Below are 19,201 nucleotides of genomic sequence, written 5' to 3' on the forward strand. Positions count from 1 at the left end.
TATATTTTATTTCTCAACATTTAGTATACCCTGCATAACGTAAAAGTGGCCCGGTACTGTACAAACGTAAGTGTATTTTCCGGGTTTTGTTGGCGCTACAAAGTAAATGGTTTGTGACGAACCAGGGCCAACCAATGTTGTATTGATTAACAACTTAGGCGTATTAGGTATGTGGCTCAGCTTGGTGCTGGCTAAACCTAACTTCATGGCAAGCTCACCTACGGCTACTGCCTGGCCCGGCTCTACCACTACAAAGTTGTGCGGCATATCATCATTGTTGGTAAAAGTTAATTTGATTTTGCTGCCTGCTTTTACAGTAAGCTCGTCTTTATCATACTTTAAGCCCGGTTTGGTGCCAATCACTATTGTTTGATCGATAGTTGTCCATGCGGCAGGTTTGGTAGTTTGGTTCTTTTTTAAGTTAGAACCAGCTACCGGTGTGTTTACCTTGGCCGGAGTAGTTTTGCCGCCCATGTTCATGCCCGGCATCGAGCTCATGTCATGCGCAGGTTTAGCTTTCCTTTTAGGTACGTTAAGTTTATCGCCGTCAGGAATGTTGTTCAGGGTGTAGTAAGCTACATTGTGCAGTAATGGGTTGTTACCTTCAACAGCGGTTACTTTTTCATCAACACGAATTTCGTGAATGAATTTTTCGCGCAGGCTATCAACCACCAAACGTACTTTTAAACCATCTTCAGATACGATGGCCGCGTTTACGATGTGGGTTTTTTCCCTTACGGTGTTACTACCGTATACCGGGTGGTATTTGTAAATGAAACCGGTGATGCCGTAAGCATCCGGATCAGCAGCAGCTTTTTTGTTAACCGGTTGGGTAAACTCAATTTCAAAACCATCGGCCATAGCACGTACGGCTTTCATTTCGAAAGGAGTTTTCTTTGACCATACTACTCTTTCCAATCCGAATAATTTTTGACCTTTTGAACCCCAGCCACGGCTGGTTTGCCCTACGAATAATGAACCATCATTACCCCAGGCCAGCCTTAATACGCCCGATTCAAATCCTTCGCGGAAAGTGAACGCTGCACCCTGGTATTCGCCTTTTACTTTTTCAAGGAATACACGGTTCAAGCGGCTCTGGCCCTGGTCGCCAATGATCACCTGGCCTGCAAACGGACCAAATTTATCATCGTTAGGAATTTGTACCATTGATGAGGTTGATGTACCCAATACAGAGTGCGGCAACCAAACGGTAGGCAGTTTCATGCCTTTAACTTCGGCAGCAACTTCGTATAATGTTTTGTACGGACGGTTAGGGTCGCGGTCTTCAATTTTTCCTTCCGGATCGTTAAAGCGCGGGTTAACACGTGAGTAAATATCTTCGGTACGTACTTTAACCGGCGATAGCGGATCAGCAGCCCAGCGTAAACCGGCAGGGTGCGGCGCAAAATCGCCTTTGTTCAGTTCCATCAGGTAACCAGAACCAATCCAGTCGCCCTGGTTTTCGCTGTAAAAGTATTTACCATCAATAAGGCCCTGGCCGGCAGGTGAACGTAAACCGGTAGCGTACGGGGTCATGGTACCATCAGGAGCGATCTCTAATGACCATGCTCTCCATTTCACCAAACTCTTACCTCTCCACCACTCGTTATCAAAACCTACGTTAAGGTTAACCATCATGTTGCCGTTAGGCATAATGATCGGTCCGTAAGAGTACTCGTGGTAGTTACCAGATATTGGCCACGCGTATACAGTTTCGTAAACATCTGCTTTACCGTCGCCGTCTTTATCAACCAGTTTGGTCAACTCGCCGCGTTGCACCATGTATAATGCACCATCTTTATAAGCTAAACCCAAAATTTCGTGCAGGCCCGATGCGAATTTTTTGTAGTAAGGCAGGCTGCCGTTAAGCATGTACGGGTTTTGTATAATGTATACATCGCCACGGCGGGTTGATGCCGCGATGCTGCCATCAGGCATCAGCGCTAAACCACCCACTTCAAGCTCAACGCCCTCCGGGGTAGGTAAGGTAACAATGCGGTAGTAATCTTTTTCGGTAGGTAGCTGGTTGGCCGACTTATCTTGCGCAAACGTTGTGGTAAGGCCCACAGCCGCTGTCACAGAAAAAGTCATGAATATATTTTTAAAAATAGCTTTCATTTGATAAGTTTTTTAATCTCTTCTTGAATTGAATTACCAGATCAGTGTGTATTGAACAGAGGTGCCTTTGTCGGTATTTTTTACCGGTAACAGTAATTCTTTACCTTTTGCAGTTGTACGTAATACCGGCTTGGTGCCTTTATCAAACTGTACATAGTATTCAAAGTTATTGATGCTGTATAAGCCGTCGCTTACTTCGGTAATATCATTGGCTACAGCAGCACGTGCATACACGTTTTTAGGCGCGGGGCCGTCTGTGCTGATAACGCGGGTAAGTGATTTGCCCTCGGTAGGGGTAACCTTATCATTAACATGAACGCCGTTAAAAATATATTTGAAAGTAGGGTAACCTTGCGCGTCAAGCTCGTAACCTTTAGGGCGGTATACCAATGATGCAAGGGTATCAGGCCATGCGGCGTTAACGTCATCTAAAACAGCTAATGACGAAGCATCGCTTAAGTTGATAACACTGCCTAAAGCTTTTGAGTTACCATCACCACGTGACAACCACATTGGCGATGCATCAAGGAAGCCGCCTTTCCAAACCTGGTAAATAGCGCCGTTATCCAAATCATAACCGAAGCTGATGTTGTGCGGGTAACCGATGCTGGCCGCGTGAGTAACCCTTTTGCCCGGGATGTCAACAAAGCTCCTGAATACAACAGGCTCGCCTTTTACATCAATGGTAACAGGTTTGTCATCATCGTCCCATACACGGCGCGATCCGTCAACAATTCTCGGATCAACCTTGGTGTTGTATTTAATGTTTTTGAAAGCCACCGGGCCATGATCGCCCTGTAACCTTAACGGACCGGTAGCCGCTTCTTCAGCAAATGCCGAACCACGGGTTGGGCCGGTAAGCTCGGCGTTTTCGGTAATGGTAACACCGTTCAATATAATAGCTACTACACGCGCGTTGGCAACTTTTTTACCGCCGTCAAATTTAGGCGCCTGAAAAATAATGCGCAGGTTTTGCCAAAGGCCCGGTGCACGGCTTACGTTTAAGCGCGGTGCGATACCCTCGTAACCAAACTGTCCGTTAGGGCGGCTTTCATCCCAGCGTGAGTAAACAGCGCCAAGGTCGCTGTTGGTAAGGGCATCTTTACCCCAGCTATCGGTAAGCTGTATTTCGTAACGGCCTTGCAGGTATACGCCCGAGTTTGACTCTTTAGGCATCATAAAATCAAAGCTCAGGTCAATATCACCATGCTCCATGTTGGTGAAAATGTCTTCATTTTTGCTTTTGCCGGGTATGGTTACCAGTACACCGGTACCATCTTTTTTGTTGATGGTATTGGCTTTATTGAAATCGCCAACGGCTGATCCTGCGATAGACCAGTTTGCAGATGGGCTTTTAAATGCTGATAAGTTATCAAGCGGAACCTGACCCGAAGCAGCCGTTTGTGCACTGCTCATTATTGGAGATGAAACAATAGCAAACAGCAAGCCTGCGGTTGCTGTTTTTAATAAGTAATTTTTTCTCATAATTTTTACTAAGATGGTCGCTAATATAGAAAATTTGCAACACGCAGTATGCAAATGATTTAAATTAATAAATCGGTTTACTAAATGTAGAGTAATTGTTACATTACCTTATTAAAATTGTTACTAAGTAGTAAAGATGCAACACTAAATTAATATCCAAAAAACATTAGGCTTTTAGTTTTGAAATAGTGATCACTTAACCACTTATGAAAAAAACTAAAGTAGTATTTTTTGCCGATATACTTGAAAATGAGCATGATGGTGCAACCCGTACCATGTTCCAGCTCATAAAACGCATTGATGCCGATAAATTTGAATATCTTTTTGTGTGCGGTGTAGGGCCCGATAGGGTGCAGGGGTTTGAGTGTATAAAAGTGCCCGCCTTTACAGTGCCTGTAAATACAAGCTACAAAATGGCTTTCCCTAAACTGGTACAGTACAGTTTGCGCGAAAAATTACACGAGTTTGCGCCTGATGTAGTGCACATTGCAACGCCATCATTACTGGGCGAATTTGCCGTAAAGCACGCCAAGCAAACAGGCCTGCCGGTGATATCAATTTACCATACTCACTTTGTATCGTACATTGATTATTACCTTAAAAACGCGCCGTTTTTAATTGATTATGTAAAAAGCAAGGTAATAGAAGGGCAAAAAGCCTTTTATAACCAGTGCGATGTTATTTACGTGCCATCAGAAAGTATGGCCAATGAGCTGATGGATTGGGGCGTGTCGCCGTTGCGTATCCAGTTGTGGAAACGAGGGATTGATACCGAACTGTTTTCGCCCTCGCGTAAAGATCCATACCTGATGCCGCGTTTAACCGGTAATAATTATCCCACTATATTATTCGCCAGCCGCTTGGTTTGGGAGAAGAACCTCGAAACGCTCTTCAGGATCTATGACGACCTGCAACTGAAGAATATTCCTTTCAACCTGATAGTAGCAGGCGATGGCGTAGCTAAAAAAGCTTGCGAGGCACGTATGAGCAAGGCTTTATTTGTAGGCAAGGTGAGCCATAGCGTACTGGCCGAAATGTATGCTTCGGCAGATGCCTTTCTGTTTACATCGGTTACCGAAACTTACGGCAACGTAGTGCTGGAAGCCATGGCATCGGGCTTGCCATGTGTAATAGCAGATGGCGGCGGTTCGGCAGATTTTGTGGAGAACGGTGTTAACGGTTTTAAATGCGAGCCTTACAACGAGTATGCTTATACCGAAAAACTGGCCATGCTGCTTACCGACGATTCGCTTGCCGATGTATTTATAGGCGAAGGCCTAAACTACAGTAAGCAATTCGACTGGAACCAGCTTGCCGAAGTATATTTCACTGACATAAAACGCCTGGCCCGCCACGAAATGGCCGAGGAACTGGCGTACTAAAAGCATGAAATATTTAAAGCTATTTTTAGTACTGGTAATGCTGGTATGCATCGGTCTTTTTTTAAGGGCTACGGATATGCAGCAGGTGGCTGTTTCGCTAAAACGGGTTAGCTATAACTTCGTTTGGATAATACTGGTATCTTTTTGCTCCTACTTTTTAGGCACCATAGCCTGGCGTTTTTGCATGGGCAGCGAGGGACGGCAATTATCGCTGCTGCGTTTATTCATCATCCGCCACATTGGCGAAACCACCGGCATTGTAAACCCGGCCAGTATTGTGGCAGGCGAGGCGGTGAAAATTTACCTGCTGCGCAATTACGCCATTCCGCGTAAAACAGTGGTTACTTCGGTATTGGTTTCGCGCGTAGTAATGATACTTACGCAGGTATTGCTGTTTGTTGCGGCAGCTGTTTATTTTTTATACCTGTACCACGGCCTGCCAGCGGGTTTCGGCGGTATTTTAAAACTGTTTTACGTAATGACGGGCGTACCGCTGGTACTTATCATATTATACAGGTTACGTACGCAGGTGAAGCGCATAGCGATAAAGAACCGCGCGGGTTTATGGTTATACAACCGCACGCTTAAAGCCCGCACGCAAATCAGCGAAGCGCAAACAGAGCTATCGGCCTTTTTTAAGAACAACCGCCAATACCTTTTTCTATCGGTAGTGTTTTTTATACTGCACTGGGTGTTTGGCTCGGGTGAGTTATGGGTGATACTGTGTTTGCTGGGTGTAAAGGCCAGCCTGATGGAAGCTATTTTTGTGGATATGAGCGTAATCCTGCTAAAATCGGCAGGGGCGTTTGTACCCGCCCAAATTGGTATTGAGGAGTATGGCAACAAAATTATGCTTGCGGCAGTGGGCATACAAAGCGTGGCTATTTGGTTAACGGCTACCATACTGCGGCGCGCGCGCCAGTTATTTTGGATAGCCTTTGGCCTGGTAGCCTATTTTATTATTGACAGAAAGAAAGTTATGATACAGGAGCATGCCTGATGGAAGTTTTATTTGTAAGCCATAAATACCCGCCAAGTATAGGCGGCATGGAAAAGCAAAGCTTTGAACTGATAAAGGGGATGAGCAAATATGTAAAGGTGCATACCATTATCCATCAAACGGGTAAAAGTAAGATCAGGTTTTTTGCCTCGCTTAACAGGCGCATATTAAAAATGTGCCGTGAGCACCCGGGGATAGCGGTGATACATTATAATGATGGGTTGATGGCTGCAATATGCCTTAACCATAAAGGCTACGGCCATTTAAAACGCACCGTAACTTTGCACGGGCTGGATGTAGTATTTCCTAATAATACCTACCGCCGGTCGGTATTGCCGGCTTACCGCAATTTCGACCAGATCTTCGCTGTAAGTAATGCTACCGCCCGCGCCTGTATCGAGCGTGGCATCCCGGCAGAAAAAATAACCGTGATAAAGAATGGGGTAGATGCCTCTATTGCCGATTGCAAGCCCCGGCCCGATCTGCTCACTTACCTGTCATCGACCTACCAAATAAAACTGCATGGCAAGCGCATACTTATGAGCATTGGCCGCCCGGTTAAGCGCAAAGGTTTCTCGTGGTTTATTGATAACGTAATGCCCAAAATGAGCGACGATTTTATATTGTTGATGGTAGGCCCTTACACGCAAAAACCAACCTTTGCCGATAGGATGTTTGCCCTGCTGCCCCGCAAGGTACGCAGGCAGGTATCTTTCTTTTTAGGTTTACCAACCGATACAGCCGATATTCAAAAACTGCTTGCCCGGCCCGATATTAGTGAGAAAGTAAAACACCTGGGTAAACTGCCTTATGAGGATATGCTGCAATTGCTGATTGTGGCCGATGGCTTTGTGATGCCGAATATTCCGGTATCGGGCGATATTGAGGGTTTTGGACTGGTATGTTTGGAAGCTTGTTTATGCGGCGCCAAGGTGTTCGCGTCGGCTATTGATGGTATTACCGATGTGATAACCCATGGACAGAACGGTTACTTGTTGCCCGCCCGCAAGGCCGATGCCTGGGTGAACGCCCTTAGCAAGTTAACTAACGAAAACAGTGAGGAGTGTTTACAACCAGAGGAAATAAAGGCATATACGCTGAAACACTTCAGTTGGGATAAAATGGTAAAGCAATACCTCGAGTGCTTTCATGCTTTCGATCATCCTCATAAAACATTTGCTGTTAAAGACTGACCTTTTCATTTTTCGGGTGATTTATTGGATAGGTTTTACCGGCTTAATTGTTTCCTTTCGGCAAGTTTGCTATTGGCAAAGCTGGTGTTCAGAAAGTTTTTGAGGGTAACCAGCTGATCGGTATTGATAAGGTCTACGCCGCAGTTCAGCAGTTCTTCCCAAACTACCTTGTTTTCGGGCGAAGCCCACAGCCTCACCTTTTTACCCATGCTATGCGCGGTATTGATGAGTTTGCACAGGCGGTCTTTTTCTACAGCAGGCAGTACTCCCTTGCCTTTCCAGTTAAGTATGGAGGTGTATTTGCAGCTGGCCATCGGGTATACATCCATCAGTGATGAGTCGCGGCCAATTTTGCGGAGATCTTCATCAATAAACACCAGTCGGCTGTTTTCGCTTTTCACCATTTGATAAGGCTTATGCCCCGATAGCACAATGGTGACCAGCCCGTAGCGTACATGCCCGTTCTCATAACTGGATAACATAGGACGATATTTTTCGAGCACTGCTTTTAAGGCTTTGTAGGTTGATTCCGCTCCCGATTTAATATCGATCATCAGGGTGATAGGCGTGTTATAGCCGTCAAATACCTGCCCGTTTTTTTGCACCTGCTCAAACAAGGGTTCCAGGTACAGTTTTTCGAGCGTGCGGTTCTTTTTAAAGAACGGAAAGAAATGCGCGACCACCAGCTTACCCCCACGCAGGAAAATATCAGCTTCTATATGCGTATACCCATTGTCGAGCGCGTCGCGAAGCGGATGTTTGTGCCAGTAATCGTTGTGTGCAAATGCGTTGGGGAGGGGAATGTTTTGGGGGTAGCAAGGTAGCCGAAGAGATATCAGTATCAGCAGGATTGCCGTTCGGAGGAATTTTACATTTAAGCTTGCCGTTCGCATATTAAATTCAAATTTCTTTACTCAAATGTATCCATAGCCTATGTTTAAATTTTAAAATCTAAGTTAAATAACAGGCTAATTTTCAATGCCGTTTGTTAAGTAATTGATAAGTAATACTTGTATTTGCATGGGGTTAACATTGGCTTTGCTTGTTTAAAAGCTACGAACATATTTATTAGTAAACTGTTGTAATTTGGATAACTTGCAATATGCTTAAACAATTTGCTACCAAAAAGGCCAATGGGTTTGATTGGGTGGACATTACCGATCCGCAGCACGACGAGATACACGATACGGCCAAAAAATACCATCTGCACGAAGCATTGCTGGAGGATAGTTTACAATCAGACCATTTGCCTAAGTACGAGAGTATGGAAACCTATGTTTTCATCATTTTCAGGATCCATACCGAAGCCAAGATAAGGGAGGCCGATACCGTACAACAGCTTACCCACAAGGTAGCCATATTTTACTCGGAAGATTTTGTGGTGACCATCCATCGCAAGGCACATAAGTTTTTAGACGGCCTTGCCGAAGATGTAGCGAAAGGGAAATGCACCAGCTCTTTTCACCTGCTTAATAATATTGTTAAAGGCTGCCTCACTACCTACGATATACCATCGAACGAATTGCTGCGCGGACTGGAATACTACGAAGACCAGATCTTCCTGAAGAAAAGAAATGTGCCGCTGCTGAAAGGTTTGTACTTTTTGAAACGCAAAACAGACCTGCTTCGCCGGATGCTGATATTATCGTATGATATTGTGGATAATATTGATGCCGAAAAAGGCGACGTAAACACCCGCGATACCCGCGACCTGTATGTGCGCATGCAAAACATTTTCGACGCGTTATCTGAAAATACCAACCACCTGCTCAATATCTATTTCAACGTATCATCGCAGCGCACTAACGAAACTGTGCGCATCCTCACCGTGTTCTCGGTGTTTTTTATGCCGCTTACTTTTATAGTAGGTATATATGGTATGAATTTCGAGTTTATGCCCGAGCTGCATCATCACCTCGGCTACCCGGCCGTGCTGGCGCTGATGGCGGTTATTACCATAGCTATTTACTTTTGGTTCCGGCGAAAGGGCTGGCTGTAAATTAAAACAGGGAGGTTTGCATTGCCAATGGCGAAAGGTATTGCGGCGCCTGGTTAACAGCGGCTCCGCTGCTCACGGTGTATACGGCAGTTTCTTCGTATCGTGAGGCTACTACTACGTGGGTATTCCCTGCATGCTGGGTAAACAGCTCGCGTACCAGGTCGGGACAGTTATTATCTTTCGAAAGGTGAGCCAGCAACAGGTGGCTCATAAAGGCGGGCTTATGATCGAGCAGTAAGCGCAGCGCCTGGCTGTTGGAAAGGTGACCTTTGCCGCCTGTGATACGTCGCTTCAAAAAATACGGATAGCGGCCATTGGCCAGCATTTGCTCATCGTAATTCGCCTCCAGAAAAGCGGCATGACATTGCTTAAAGTAGCGGATCAGGTTTTCGCATGGAATGCCCAGATCGGTAAATATGCCTACCGTAACGTCTCCTTCGCTCACAATAAAACTATGCGGTTCGGCGGCATCGTGTTCTTTAGGGAAAGCGGTAACACACAGGTTGCCAATGTAAACCTTTTCGTGCCCGTTAAAAGAGCGTGTCAGTTCCTCATCAAGTCGAAGGCCGCCATGTAAACAGGTTTTGCCGGTGATATAAACCGGGAGTCTATGTTTTTTGGAGAGCACGGTTACCCCGCTGATATGGTCGGAATGCTCGTGCGAAATAAAGATGGCCTTTACTTTACCCATGCTCAGGCCAAGCCGGGCCATACGTTTTTCAACCTCGCGGCAGGATATGCCCACATCAATCAATACAGCTTCTTGCTGATTACCAATGTAGTAACAGTTGCCGTTGCTGCCCGAATTTAATGAGGTGATAAATAACATGCTTCATGCAAAAATAAACGATTATTTAACATGATTGCACAAATTTTTAGCATTAAATATTCCGCTTAGTCGCTCGCTGTGCAATTGCTTTTAATGGCATCGGCAATTTGCTGCTCAACCTCCTTTTTAAGTTCGGCGCCGGTATAGGTCCACTCGGATATTGACTCGTCGAAAGCCATAACGCCTACAAATACAGGTTCACCGTTCAGACCGGGCTGTACATCGTGCAGCTTAAAAACATGCGGTTTATCATCCGGACGGTACTCCTCGGCTACTTCCTGCTGCGCCTTTATATGGATCACTCTTTTAAAACCTTTTGGCCCTTTTATAGTGGTTTTTAATTCTTCAAAAATCATAAGTACAAGGGTTAGTATGAGTTTAACTTGATAATGTACTGTTTATAAATACAGTGGATAGTAGAGATTGTTTTTTGATTTACAGATGTACAGTATATAAGGTAAGCCGGTGTTATGATCTTAAAAGTGTTTTTAGCATGGGGTGTTAACGCGCAGGTTCGGGCGCGTTCGCGTATTTTTTGTATTTGCCCAGTAATTTGCCGATGAATACCAGTACCGGGAAAAATGTTGCTTGTATAAAAGCGGGGATCTCTAACATGTAAAACTCCGATTTATATCTGCGCATCAGAAAAGCGATATCAAACATACTTGGTTTACCATTGCCCGCATTAACCGCTTTATGTATCTCCGATAGTAGGAATATAAAGCTATCAACCGGTGCAACCCAGCCCGTACAATGCAGTATATCATTCCCCGCGTTCCAAAACTTGTGGGGCTGGCCCGCTTTCCAGGTCACTGTTTCGCCAGCGGTAATTTGCCGGTCGGGTTTCCCGGGTTCTTTGATGCCCATGGTGCCTGCTACCACTGTTAATGATTCATCCTGCCTGTAATGAACGTGCATGGGCGGACCACCTTTAGGTGGTATTTTGTTTTCCACAGCTACAGCCTCGCGCCCATGTTGGTCAATATAATAGCGATGAAAAGTGACTATATCATCGGGCCCGTTAACAATCTCTAATGGTAATTGTACACGACTTTTATCTTGTTGCATATTTTTCTATTTTTGACACTGTCAAAAATAGAAAAATAAACTTGACAATGTCAAATAAAAAAATCACAACCCGGGAGTTAATAGTTACCAGGGCTTTAGAAATGTATAATATCTACGGGGTAGAATACGTAGGTGTACGTGAACTGGCCAAGGAACTGGAAATTAAAGGCGGCAATATTACCTATTATTTCCCTACCAAAAACGACCTGCTGCGCGAGATCTCCAACAGGTTAACCATAACAAACACAGAGATATTGGACGAACCCAAGACGCCCGGTTTATATGGTTTTATGGATATGAACCGGCGTTTGTATTTTAATCAGTATAAATACCGGGCGTACTTTATCAGTTTGCCATTATGGTTGCAGCAGGATATTGAATTCGCGCAAACATACCGTGCCATGCAAGCGTCGAGGCGGGCATCGTTTACGCAAGAAATAGAAACTTTGGTAAATGAAGGTTACCTGTTGCCGCTGTCTAACCAAGAGATGGCTCCAGTGCTTGAAGCCTTAGCGGCAACCAGCCGTTTGTGGATATGCGAAGCGACCATTGACGGCTTGATAGCTAACGAACAAGTTGCCGTACACACCTACCTGAAACGAATGGCCGGTCTGTTAAACCTCATTGCTTCGGAAAAGGGGAGGGTTGATATAGCAAGATTTTTGAGTGGGTTGAAATAGCTTGAAAGGTGGAAAGGCGTAAGGAATTGCGCTTTTTGTTTATGAATTCAGCCGGAGCAAATAGATGATTCTATTCTGATTAATATCTTCAATAAGATTTAGAGTCTTCCAATTTGGCGGGGCAATGCGAATAAAATCAAATTAATCATCGAATTGAGGCATTGGCTTCGAATCTAATAAATTTACAAGCTTTTCCATTAACAGCGTAGGATTACTAAAATGCCTTGCAATATCCATTGCAAGCGTCTTATGGTTGTTTACATCGCCTCGCTTGTGGTAAAAAACTTTAATTGATTTGCAGTAGGTATTATCGAAGATCTTCATAAGCATAGTCCGATCCGACATGCCACATGAATGCCCAAACACGTAAACTTGATAAGGCTGCTTAATGAATCTCATTAGATTTTGATAGCTTCCAGTGCCTGAATAGCCAAATAGCTTAATATGGCTTAAATATTCGTTGAATTTTGAAATACGATAATAATTTTCATCAAATTCGTCACCATATCCGAAGATAAGTGGGTTAAATTTGTTGTTTAGTTCGCCATGAATTTGATTAATTTCGATGCTATTCAAATGAATTTTATGAAATCTTGTAGCATCTAAATATTTGCTAATGGTTGAAGTGTAATTGAAATTCACAATCATCGTCTTTCCCGGTATTAAATCTTCAATTTGCGTATCAAGCGGAACATCACCTTTGTTAATCACGGAGTCTAATATTTCAAAGTATCGATCGTTGTACTTAGGCTCTGGAAGTCTTAATAAATAATTAGATAACAACTCGGTAAGATAGTTCATGTCCTCAGTAAGATTTAAAAGTTCTTCTTTTACACTCCCTGTACCATCATCATTTTTCAAGTGTTCTACAAGCGTTTTATAAAAAAGATTTTCAATGTCAACCCATTTTTCGATAGAACAATTTGCCATTAGTTTTTTAAAAAAGCTTGAGTTGTATGTTAATTCAAATGGATTTTGATGAACCGGCAGACCATTGCCTGCTGGGAATTCTAACAACTCAATATCTTCAAGTCCTTGACAATAAAAATGATCGATATATTCTTCAACCGATTTTCGCCCCATGAAATTTATACGGTCATCTCTAAAGTATACGGTGATGAACCGATCAGAGTAGTTATTATAAGTATGTAGCTGCTTACTTTGATAGGCATAAGTGTAGGATTTGACTAAATAATCAACTATAAAGTGATTGTATGATGTTTTAAGATCATGGGCCCTATCAAACCCGTTTCCTAAGAGTATTAATCTATTCATTGTGATAAGCTTAAAACAAAGCTATGACTTTTCAAACTTGAAATTGTTGCAAATATGTTAGAAAACAATCGACTTATTTCTCATGTCGACATGAGGGAAGATCAGTACTTGTAGTATTGTTTACCACGACAATCTGGAATTAGCAGAATAATTATGAGTGGATAAAAAATCACCTTATAACAAAAAGAGCTTCTTTTTCAAGAAGCTCTTTTATCTTTCGACCTGTTGGGTGGTCTTTGTGATCCCGCTGGGATTCGAACCCAGGACCCCAACATTAAAAGTGTTATGCTCTACCAGCTGAGCTACGGAATCATTCTTTAAAGTTTTTCGTGTTACCGTTTCCGTTTAAAGTGGTGCAAATATAGGGACATAAACTATATCGTGCAAGTCTTATTTTTAAATAATTCTAAAGTTTTTTTTAAGCTATTCATTTCCAATAACTAAAATTTCAAAATGCCTATCTTGCCGCCATTCCCGGCCAGTAAAACGAGGTTTCCACGCCTGGCTTTGCGGCAAACGTTGAAACTGGTGGCATCAATTTGTTTCCATGTTTTACCACCGTCGGTAGTAATATTGCTGCCCGGGGTACCTGTTGAGAGGTAGGTTGAGCCCTTAATATGCTCCACTCCCGACTGATAACCTGCCGGATATGTGGCTGGCAGCACCCATTTTTTATTCTGAAAGTAGCAGGCTACAGAATCTGTCAGCTTATCTTTTTCATAATTTCCGCCGGTAATCAGTATATCTTTTCCGTTAACGGCTAACGAGAACGCGCCCTTAGCTCCCTGACCGTGCGCCACCGGAATATCCTGATGCTGCCACTGCTTACCATTATTGGCCGATTGCATGAGATGGGTAACCGTACCACCTGTAACGATGAATAAATTGTTTTTAACCACACGCAGGCAGGTACCGCTTGCCGCGAAAGCCGCCTCACCGGTAGCTGCCACAGGAGCAATGTCTGTGCGCGATGCCCAGGTATTACCGCCATCGTTGGTTTCCATCAACAGGAATTTGCCGTTTATCGGATCGCCGAGTACCCAGCCATGCTGTGGGGTGCTGAAATCCATGGCATCTAAAAAGTAAGTGGTATCGGCATTGTTGTATTTCAACTGCCACGATTCGCCGCCGTCTGTGGTCTTTAAAATAAGCGCGGGCGTTCCTGATGCTATAATTACCGCTTCCTTATCTGAAAAGGCCTCTATGTCCCTAAAATCGGCCTTCTCGTAGCCTTTTACCTGTTTCCATGCCCAGGTTGTACCGCCATCGGTGCTTTTGGCTACGTAACCCCGGCTTCCGCTTGCCCAGGCTACATTGTCGTCAACTACCGAAAGTCCGCGGATACTGGCCGGTTTGCTTTGTTCAACAATTTGGATAGTTTGAGCATTTAACCGGTAAACGAACAGCGTAAAACAGGCAATCAACAAGCAATATTTCTTCATAAAGTATAATATTTGGTACCTAAGTTAGCTATAGCGTGCTTATTTGCAATCATATAACTGAATTTTATAATTTATTAAGCGGATTTGCCCGAAACCTTTATATTTGCACCCTCGTTAGTTGAAAAGGCACAATAAAATGCGTCATTTCAACTGAAAAGCCCGGGTGGCGAAATTGGTAAACGTTGCGGTCTCAGAAGCCGTTGAGAATTGTCTCTTGAGAGTTCGAGTCTCTCCTCGGGCACGCCCCACAAAATAAAAATAGCCTCTTAATGAGGCTTTTTTTATTTACGACTAATTAGTATTTAGCTGATAACTTTTAAAGGATATATACTTAAATCGAAAGCTCTTTAAATCAGATTATTATTGTTTAGGTAACATTTTAATTACAAAGAAACTTTTCATCTCTCTGATTCGAATAAGTACAAAAACCTTATCAAGATGAAAAAAAATCTATTCCTAATATTGGGGCTATCCCTGATATTCGCAGGATGCAAAAAAGACACTGTAAAAGTAACCGATGTTGAAACAGTGTCTGCAACCAAAAAAAACGAACCGCTTAAAGTAAATGTTGTAAATCCGGGACCTTCAACCGCTGTAAGTTTTGAAAACGGACGGTATGTTTTACATCTCGGCTTTGGAGATGTAGACTTAGGAAATGTTTACTTTCAATCCGGAACTTTTTTGGATGGCGAAGCTGTTTTGGCTATTGATAATAACTCACCCGGCGGGCCATACGTTTCCGCTACCTATTCCTATTTGGTTGGTAGTTATAGTACAGACTACACAACCGATCTTCAAAAATTTAATACAGCCTGGAATAAGTTTATCAGCGGAGCGATTGACCCGGCTACGCAAATTCCATATAGCCGGCCCAACCCGGATGCAATAATTAAATCATATTACGGAGAAGTTGGGGTTTTTAAGGGGATAATTGTACGGGATCATGGTGTAGCATCTACATTAGTTGTTAGAGATCCAAGTTTTACACCTGTACAATATGCACCTAACACTGATGTTACTCTGGGCGGTATTCCCGACCCTGCAACCGGAAAATATTGGACTATGTATGGGCGTAATGGTGTTATAACAAGGGTAGTTCAGTTTAGTAATCAAGGAGGTCCTGCGGTATACCCATTCTCCGCTACAGGAAGCTATTCGGGGTCACCTACCAACTACCATGTTGTTGGCACAATAAAACCAACAAGTACCACAAGCTTTAGCTTTAATACTTACATAAGCCCATTATAGCAGCATATTTTTACACAATAAATGCCAAGTAATATACTTGGCATTTATTGATTTGCCTCTTGATTTCTTATAACAAAGAGTCACTTAAGTCCCTTACTCTTTTACCTGCGCATCCTTACCACCCACATGCCCGCCCCAGTTCATCGTAGCTACAGGGTTGTCTTTACTTACCTTTAAATTATTATCGCAAACAAATTTTCCGCGGCTGCCGTCAGAGTATTCGAGCATGAGCGTGGGTTTAAAGATCCAGGTATCATCTCCTTCGGGTATTATTTTGAACATTATTTTGCCGGATACGAATTCTGATTTAGGGATGAACGGCCTCGTTGATGTACGCACGTTCAGTTTTACTTCATTTTTTGAGCCATCGTTAGCAAACTCCTTGTCTTCGGTATATAAGGTTTCTGAACTGATAAACCCATAGGTGCCCTGTATCTTGATGTTGATTTTAGTATCATGATCTTTATTGTCCGATTCTTCGGCACCTGCCGGTGTTACGAAAACCATCTTTGCCGATTTTAGATAAGTGTAATGCACCTGCGCTTTTGCGGCCAGTGCAAGCAGCATTAGCGATATTAAAACAGGGAGAATTTTATGGTTTGATGTCATTATATAATACAGTTTTTAGCCGTTTAAAACTATGAAAAAATATCATCACAGTTAATGGTAATATTAACGTTGAATTGTAAAATTCCGTGTATTGCCCACCAAAAAGGCCGTTTTATCCACTATTTGGCCGTTTTGTTTAGTAAAATGGCAGTTTTGTTTAGGTGTAATCGAAGTAGTTTCGCACTCCTTTCAGGAATATTTAAAATATCTACTTAATTATTATTTAAAATGGTTGTTACCCCTGCAAACCAAACAGAAACAAAATTAGTGTGCCCGAGATGTCAAAATCATGATATAACAAGGATCCCGAGATCGCGACTGGTAAGGCTGATACGGTCGGCAAATGTTAAGCATTATAAGTGTTTCAAATGCTTTAAAACCTTCTATAGTAAACATGCCGTAAACCAGGATCAATAATGAAGTTCATTATCCTGTTTTTAAGCATTGCCATTGTTTATTTAATACTTACCGATCGTCGCGAGTAATCTGCCAAATTTCAGATGGTTGATAATATTAACCTGTTGTTTAAAATGATGATACGATTGACGATATTTTAAGTCGGATAATGACATTAAAAATTGCTAATTATCATATTCTCAATAACAAGCTTGCATTTAGTGCTAAAATTAAAATATTCCTAAAAGGAATATTTTATATAACTGTTTAAACATTTTATCCGTAAAAGTTACATTATTCAACGCTATTTAAACTACACAAATATGGATACCCCTGATCCTAAAAAAGAACTCAAATGCCCAAGCTGCGAAAACAGGTATGTTGATCGTATTGCAAGAGGTGCTATCGTTAAATTACTTTTGCCCGATAACATAAAACGTTATAAGTGCCAGCGGTGCTATACCAAGTTTTATAGCCGGGCAACGCGCGAAAGCTTTGCTTAAACATGGGCATTGTCGTTTTTATAATTGTTGTTATAGTAATATACTCATTGTATAACGATGGTAAAGAGGATAGGAACGAGTATTAATATTATTATAAACATTTATAATAACGTGGCATAACAAAAAAAAGCCCGACCATTTAAAACGATCAGGCTTTTTCTTCATTATTTGATTTTAATATAATACGGTAAACACTATCGAAATAATACATATGCTGGCCAGCATTAAACAAATGTTAAAGCGTTGGCGCGATCTTAGTATTTCGGTGATCCTTCCGGTATCTATCAGTCTGAGGTATTTCATTCTGTAATACGCGGAAAATAAAAGCAATACGGCAGGTACCAATAGTATCAGTATCTTCATGGTGTAATAACATTAAGTTTTTAATAGGTTAATAATTGAAGTATTAAACCAGATAATTTCTAAAAGGTTTAACGCTAACAATAAATACTTTCTGAAAAGTAAGTAACAGTTTTGTTATACAACAGGCGTGTTTGTTGTATTTTCCTTCACAAAATTGATACACAATTAATAAGCCCGGCCTCTTGCATTGCTCGGGGTAATGAGTGATATTCGTTTTAGCAATCTGCTTATCATCATATAAACCTACGTTCAATGGAAAACTCACGCCGTAATTTTATCAGGCAGGCATCGTTAGCGGCCGCCGGTACCTTAATAGCCAAAACCAGCTGGAGCGCCAAAAGCTATAGCCGCATCATTGGGTCTAACGACCGTGTGCGTGTGGGCGTTATCGGCTTTTCCGACAGGCATAAAGGCTCGCACATTCCCAGTTTTATGAATCACTACAAAGAACTCAATTTTGAGGTAGTGGGCGTGTCAGACATCTGGAGCAAACGCCGCGAAGAAGGCGCCGCCATTTGGAAAGAGAAAATGCAGAACGACGTAAAGGCCTACCGCAATAACGAAGAACTGTACGATAGCAAAACGGTAGACGCGGTATTTATCAGCACTGCCGATTTTCAGCATGCCCGCCATGCCATTGAGGCCGTAAAAGCAGGCTGCGATGCCTATGTAGAAAAGCCCTTTGCCGAAACCATGGAAGATAACCGTGCTGCACTGAAGGCGGTTAAAGAGTCGGGTAAAATTGTGCAGATAGGTTCGCAACGCCGTAGCGGGGCTAACTACCATGCTGCCAATGAGTTTATCAGTTCGGGCAAATTTGGGCCGATAACCATGGTTGAGCTGAAATGGAACGTGAACCAACCCGGTCGCTGGCGCAGGCCCGATCTGCTTGGTCAGCTAAAGGAGGCCGATACCGATTGGAAACGTTTCCTGCTAAACCGCCCCTACGAGGCATTTGATGTACGTAAATATTTAGAATTCCGCTTGTTCTGGCCGTTCTCGTCGGGTTTACCCGGCCAATGGATGAGCCACCAGATTGATACCGTGCACTGGTTTACCGGCCTCAAACATCCGCGCAGCGTAGTAGCCAACGGCGGTATTTATATGTGGAAAGATGGTCGCCGCAACTGGGATACCATTACCGCCGCGTTTGATTACGGTCCGCTGGATGACCTTACAAAAGGTTTCCAGGTAACATTTAATTCGCGGATGCACAATGGCGACGATAATCCGTCGGAGATATATTACTCCAACGGCGGCGAGCTCAATTTGGTAACCAACAAAGTATCGCCTACCGGCGGATTAACCAAAAACATGGCCGCAGCTATGCAAATGCAGCCCAACCAGTTGCCCGACATCGCCCTTAAAAGTACCGAAAAGGTAGTGGCATCGGCCAATACAGGTGGTGATATACTTACCTCAAACCACGTGCGCAACTGGATGGAATGTGTACGCAGCCGCAAGCAACCCAATGCCCCGGTTGAGGCGGGTTACTCGCATTCGATAGCCACCATCATGACCAATGCTGCCGTGCATACCGGCACCAAAGCAACTTTCGACGAAAAGAACCAGGAAGTACTGGCAGGCGGTAAAATATTTAAATATTAAGCC

General features: G+C 43.1%; 17 protein-coding genes and 2 tRNA genes. 8 read left to right on the top strand and 11 right to left on the bottom strand.

Annotation, left to right across the window (positions count from 1 at the left end):
• Nucleotides 1-6 precede the first annotated feature (6 nt).
• Together AC07NA_RS09360 and AC07NA_RS09365 are read right to left on the bottom strand one after the other, a co-directional pair.
• Nucleotides 7-2,091 carry a plastocyanin/azurin family copper-binding protein gene (locus AC07NA_RS09360; protein ID WP_494897336.1) on the bottom strand — a complete coding sequence of 695 codons (2,085 nt, stop codon included), beginning with the start codon at nt 2,089-2,091 and terminating at the stop codon, nt 7-9.
• 60 nt (nt 2,092-2,151) lie between these two features.
• Nucleotides 2,152-3,603 (bottom strand): 3-keto-disaccharide hydrolase, encoded by a 1,452-nt coding sequence (locus AC07NA_RS09365; RefSeq protein WP_345212095.1) that lies wholly within the window; start codon nt 3,601-3,603, stop codon nt 2,152-2,154.
• Between the two features lie 206 nt (nt 3,604-3,809).
• Here AC07NA_RS09365 and AC07NA_RS09370 point away from each other — a divergent pair, with 206 nt between their 5' ends.
• From AC07NA_RS09370 to AC07NA_RS09380, 3 genes are read left to right on the top strand one after another with little or no spacing between them, the layout of a single operon-like run.
• On the top strand, nt 3,810-4,985 hold the full coding sequence (locus AC07NA_RS09370; RefSeq protein ID WP_494897337.1) for a glycosyltransferase family 4 protein: 1,176 nt from the start codon (nt 3,810-3,812) through the stop codon (nt 4,983-4,985).
• 4 nt (nt 4,986-4,989) lie between these two features.
• Nucleotides 4,990-5,985 (top strand): lysylphosphatidylglycerol synthase transmembrane domain-containing protein, encoded by a 996-nt coding sequence (locus AC07NA_RS09375; protein ID WP_494897338.1) that lies wholly within the window; start codon nt 4,990-4,992, stop codon nt 5,983-5,985.
• Complete coding sequence (locus AC07NA_RS09380) at nt 5,985-7,178, top strand: glycosyltransferase family 4 protein (RefSeq protein WP_494897339.1); 1,194 nt, start codon at nt 5,985-5,987, stop codon at nt 7,176-7,178. Before AC07NA_RS09375 ends, AC07NA_RS09380 begins: the two co-directional genes overlap by 1 nt.
• Before the next feature lie 35 nt (nt 7,179-7,213).
• Here AC07NA_RS09380 and AC07NA_RS09385 read toward each other — a convergent pair whose 3' ends face one another.
• Nucleotides 7,214-8,071 (bottom strand): phosphatidylinositol-specific phospholipase C/glycerophosphodiester phosphodiesterase family protein, encoded by an 858-nt coding sequence (locus tag AC07NA_RS09385; RefSeq protein WP_345212091.1) that lies wholly within the window; start codon nt 8,069-8,071, stop codon nt 7,214-7,216.
• Nucleotides 8,072-8,280: 209 nt separating this feature from the next.
• On the opposite strand from AC07NA_RS09385, the gene AC07NA_RS09390 reads away from it, so the two are divergent.
• Entirely contained in the window at nt 8,281-9,177 is an 897-nt protein-coding gene (locus AC07NA_RS09390; RefSeq protein WP_345212090.1) for a magnesium transporter CorA family protein, read from the top strand.
• A 1-nt stretch (nt 9,178) separates the two neighbouring features.
• Here AC07NA_RS09390 and AC07NA_RS09395 read toward each other — a convergent pair whose 3' ends face one another.
• From AC07NA_RS09395 to AC07NA_RS09405, 3 genes are all read right to left on the bottom strand, one after another.
• Nucleotides 9,179-10,006: an MBL fold metallo-hydrolase gene (locus AC07NA_RS09395; protein WP_494897340.1), complete on the bottom strand. Its 828-nt coding sequence runs from the start codon at nt 10,004-10,006 to the stop codon at nt 9,179-9,181.
• 65 nt (nt 10,007-10,071) lie between these two features.
• On the bottom strand, nt 10,072-10,362 hold the full coding sequence (locus AC07NA_RS09400; protein WP_494897341.1) for a hypothetical protein: 291 nt from the start codon (nt 10,360-10,362) through the stop codon (nt 10,072-10,074).
• Between the two features lie 145 nt (nt 10,363-10,507).
• The gene (locus AC07NA_RS09405) at nt 10,508-11,074 is read right to left on the bottom strand and encodes a cupin domain-containing protein (RefSeq protein ID WP_494897342.1); all 567 of its coding nucleotides are present in this window, start codon (nt 11,072-11,074) and stop codon (nt 10,508-10,510) included.
• 47 nt (nt 11,075-11,121) lie between these two features.
• On the opposite strand from AC07NA_RS09405, the gene AC07NA_RS09410 reads away from it, so the two are divergent.
• The gene (locus AC07NA_RS09410) at nt 11,122-11,754 is read left to right on the top strand and encodes a TetR/AcrR family transcriptional regulator (RefSeq protein WP_494897343.1); all 633 of its coding nucleotides are present in this window, start codon (nt 11,122-11,124) and stop codon (nt 11,752-11,754) included.
• 141 nt (nt 11,755-11,895) lie between these two features.
• Here AC07NA_RS09410 and AC07NA_RS09415 read toward each other — a convergent pair whose 3' ends face one another.
• From AC07NA_RS09415 to AC07NA_RS09425, 3 genes are all read right to left on the bottom strand, one after another.
• Entirely contained in the window at nt 11,896-13,029 is a 1,134-nt protein-coding gene (locus AC07NA_RS09415) for an AbiH family protein (protein ID WP_494897344.1), read from the bottom strand.
• 239 nt (nt 13,030-13,268) lie between these two features.
• Nucleotides 13,269-13,341: transfer RNA gene (locus AC07NA_RS09420), tRNA-Lys, on the bottom strand.
• 128 nt (nt 13,342-13,469) lie between these two features.
• Nucleotides 13,470-14,471, bottom strand: a complete 1,002-nt coding sequence (locus AC07NA_RS09425; protein ID WP_494897345.1) for a WD40/YVTN/BNR-like repeat-containing protein — start codon at nt 14,469-14,471, stop codon at nt 13,470-13,472.
• A gap of 157 nt (nt 14,472-14,628) precedes the next feature.
• Here AC07NA_RS09425 and AC07NA_RS09430 point away from each other — a divergent pair.
• Both AC07NA_RS09430 and AC07NA_RS09435 read left to right on the top strand, forming a co-directional pair.
• Nucleotides 14,629-14,712: transfer RNA gene (locus AC07NA_RS09430), tRNA-Leu, on the top strand.
• 197 nt (nt 14,713-14,909) lie between these two features.
• The gene (locus AC07NA_RS09435; protein WP_494897346.1) at nt 14,910-15,719 is read left to right on the top strand and encodes a hypothetical protein; all 810 of its coding nucleotides are present in this window, start codon (nt 14,910-14,912) and stop codon (nt 15,717-15,719) included.
• Nucleotides 15,720-15,812: 93 nt separating this feature from the next.
• Here AC07NA_RS09435 and AC07NA_RS09440 read toward each other — a convergent pair whose 3' ends face one another.
• A complete protein-coding gene (locus AC07NA_RS09440) occupies nt 15,813-16,328 on the bottom strand; it encodes a hypothetical protein (protein WP_494897347.1) in 516 nt (171 codons plus the stop codon).
• 1,073 nt (nt 16,329-17,401) lie between these two features.
• Nucleotides 17,402-17,590, bottom strand: a complete 189-nt coding sequence (locus AC07NA_RS09445) for a hypothetical protein (protein WP_494897348.1) — start codon at nt 17,588-17,590, stop codon at nt 17,402-17,404.
• Between the two features lie 252 nt (nt 17,591-17,842).
• Between AC07NA_RS09445 and AC07NA_RS09450 the strand changes: the two genes are divergently transcribed.
• Nucleotides 17,843-19,198: a Gfo/Idh/MocA family protein gene (locus AC07NA_RS09450; RefSeq protein ID WP_345212081.1), complete on the top strand. Its 1,356-nt coding sequence runs from the start codon at nt 17,843-17,845 to the stop codon at nt 19,196-19,198.
• Nucleotides 19,199-19,201: the final 3 nt, after the last annotated feature.

It is taken from the genome of Mucilaginibacter sp. GW821-FHT07G05 (assembly GCF_059418565.1).

Coding starts and splice junctions, on each gene's coding strand:
- AC07NA_RS09360 (WP_494897336.1), bottom strand. CDS start 2,091: ATGACTTTTTCTGTGACAGCGGCTGTGGGCCTTACCACAACGTTTGCG.
- AC07NA_RS09365 (WP_345212095.1), bottom strand. CDS start 3,603: ATGAGAAAAAATTACTTATTAAAAACAGCAACCGCAGGCTTGCTGTTT.
- AC07NA_RS09370 (WP_494897337.1), top strand. CDS start 3,810: ATGAAAAAAACTAAAGTAGTATTTTTTGCCGATATACTTGAAAATGAG.
- AC07NA_RS09375 (WP_494897338.1), top strand. CDS start 4,990: ATGAAATATTTAAAGCTATTTTTAGTACTGGTAATGCTGGTATGCATC.
- AC07NA_RS09380 (WP_494897339.1), top strand. CDS start 5,985: ATGGAAGTTTTATTTGTAAGCCATAAATACCCGCCAAGTATAGGCGGC.
- AC07NA_RS09385 (WP_345212091.1), bottom strand. CDS start 8,071: ATGCGAACGGCAAGCTTAAATGTAAAATTCCTCCGAACGGCAATCCTG.
- AC07NA_RS09390 (WP_345212090.1), top strand. CDS start 8,281: ATGCTTAAACAATTTGCTACCAAAAAGGCCAATGGGTTTGATTGGGTG.
- AC07NA_RS09395 (WP_494897340.1), bottom strand. CDS start 10,006: ATGTTATTTATCACCTCATTAAATTCGGGCAGCAACGGCAACTGTTAC.
- AC07NA_RS09400 (WP_494897341.1), bottom strand. CDS start 10,362: ATGATTTTTGAAGAATTAAAAACCACTATAAAAGGGCCAAAAGGTTTT.
- AC07NA_RS09405 (WP_494897342.1), bottom strand. CDS start 11,074: ATGCAACAAGATAAAAGTCGTGTACAATTACCATTAGAGATTGTTAAC.
- AC07NA_RS09410 (WP_494897343.1), top strand. CDS start 11,122: ATGTCAAATAAAAAAATCACAACCCGGGAGTTAATAGTTACCAGGGCT.
- AC07NA_RS09415 (WP_494897344.1), bottom strand. CDS start 13,029: ATGAATAGATTAATACTCTTAGGAAACGGGTTTGATAGGGCCCATGAT.
- AC07NA_RS09425 (WP_494897345.1), bottom strand. CDS start 14,471: ATGAAGAAATATTGCTTGTTGATTGCCTGTTTTACGCTGTTCGTTTAC.
- AC07NA_RS09435 (WP_494897346.1), top strand. CDS start 14,910: ATGAAAAAAAATCTATTCCTAATATTGGGGCTATCCCTGATATTCGCA.
- AC07NA_RS09440 (WP_494897347.1), bottom strand. CDS start 16,328: ATGACATCAAACCATAAAATTCTCCCTGTTTTAATATCGCTAATGCTG.
- AC07NA_RS09445 (WP_494897348.1), bottom strand. CDS start 17,590: ATGAAGATACTGATACTATTGGTACCTGCCGTATTGCTTTTATTTTCC.
- AC07NA_RS09450 (WP_345212081.1), top strand. CDS start 17,843: ATGGAAAACTCACGCCGTAATTTTATCAGGCAGGCATCGTTAGCGGCC.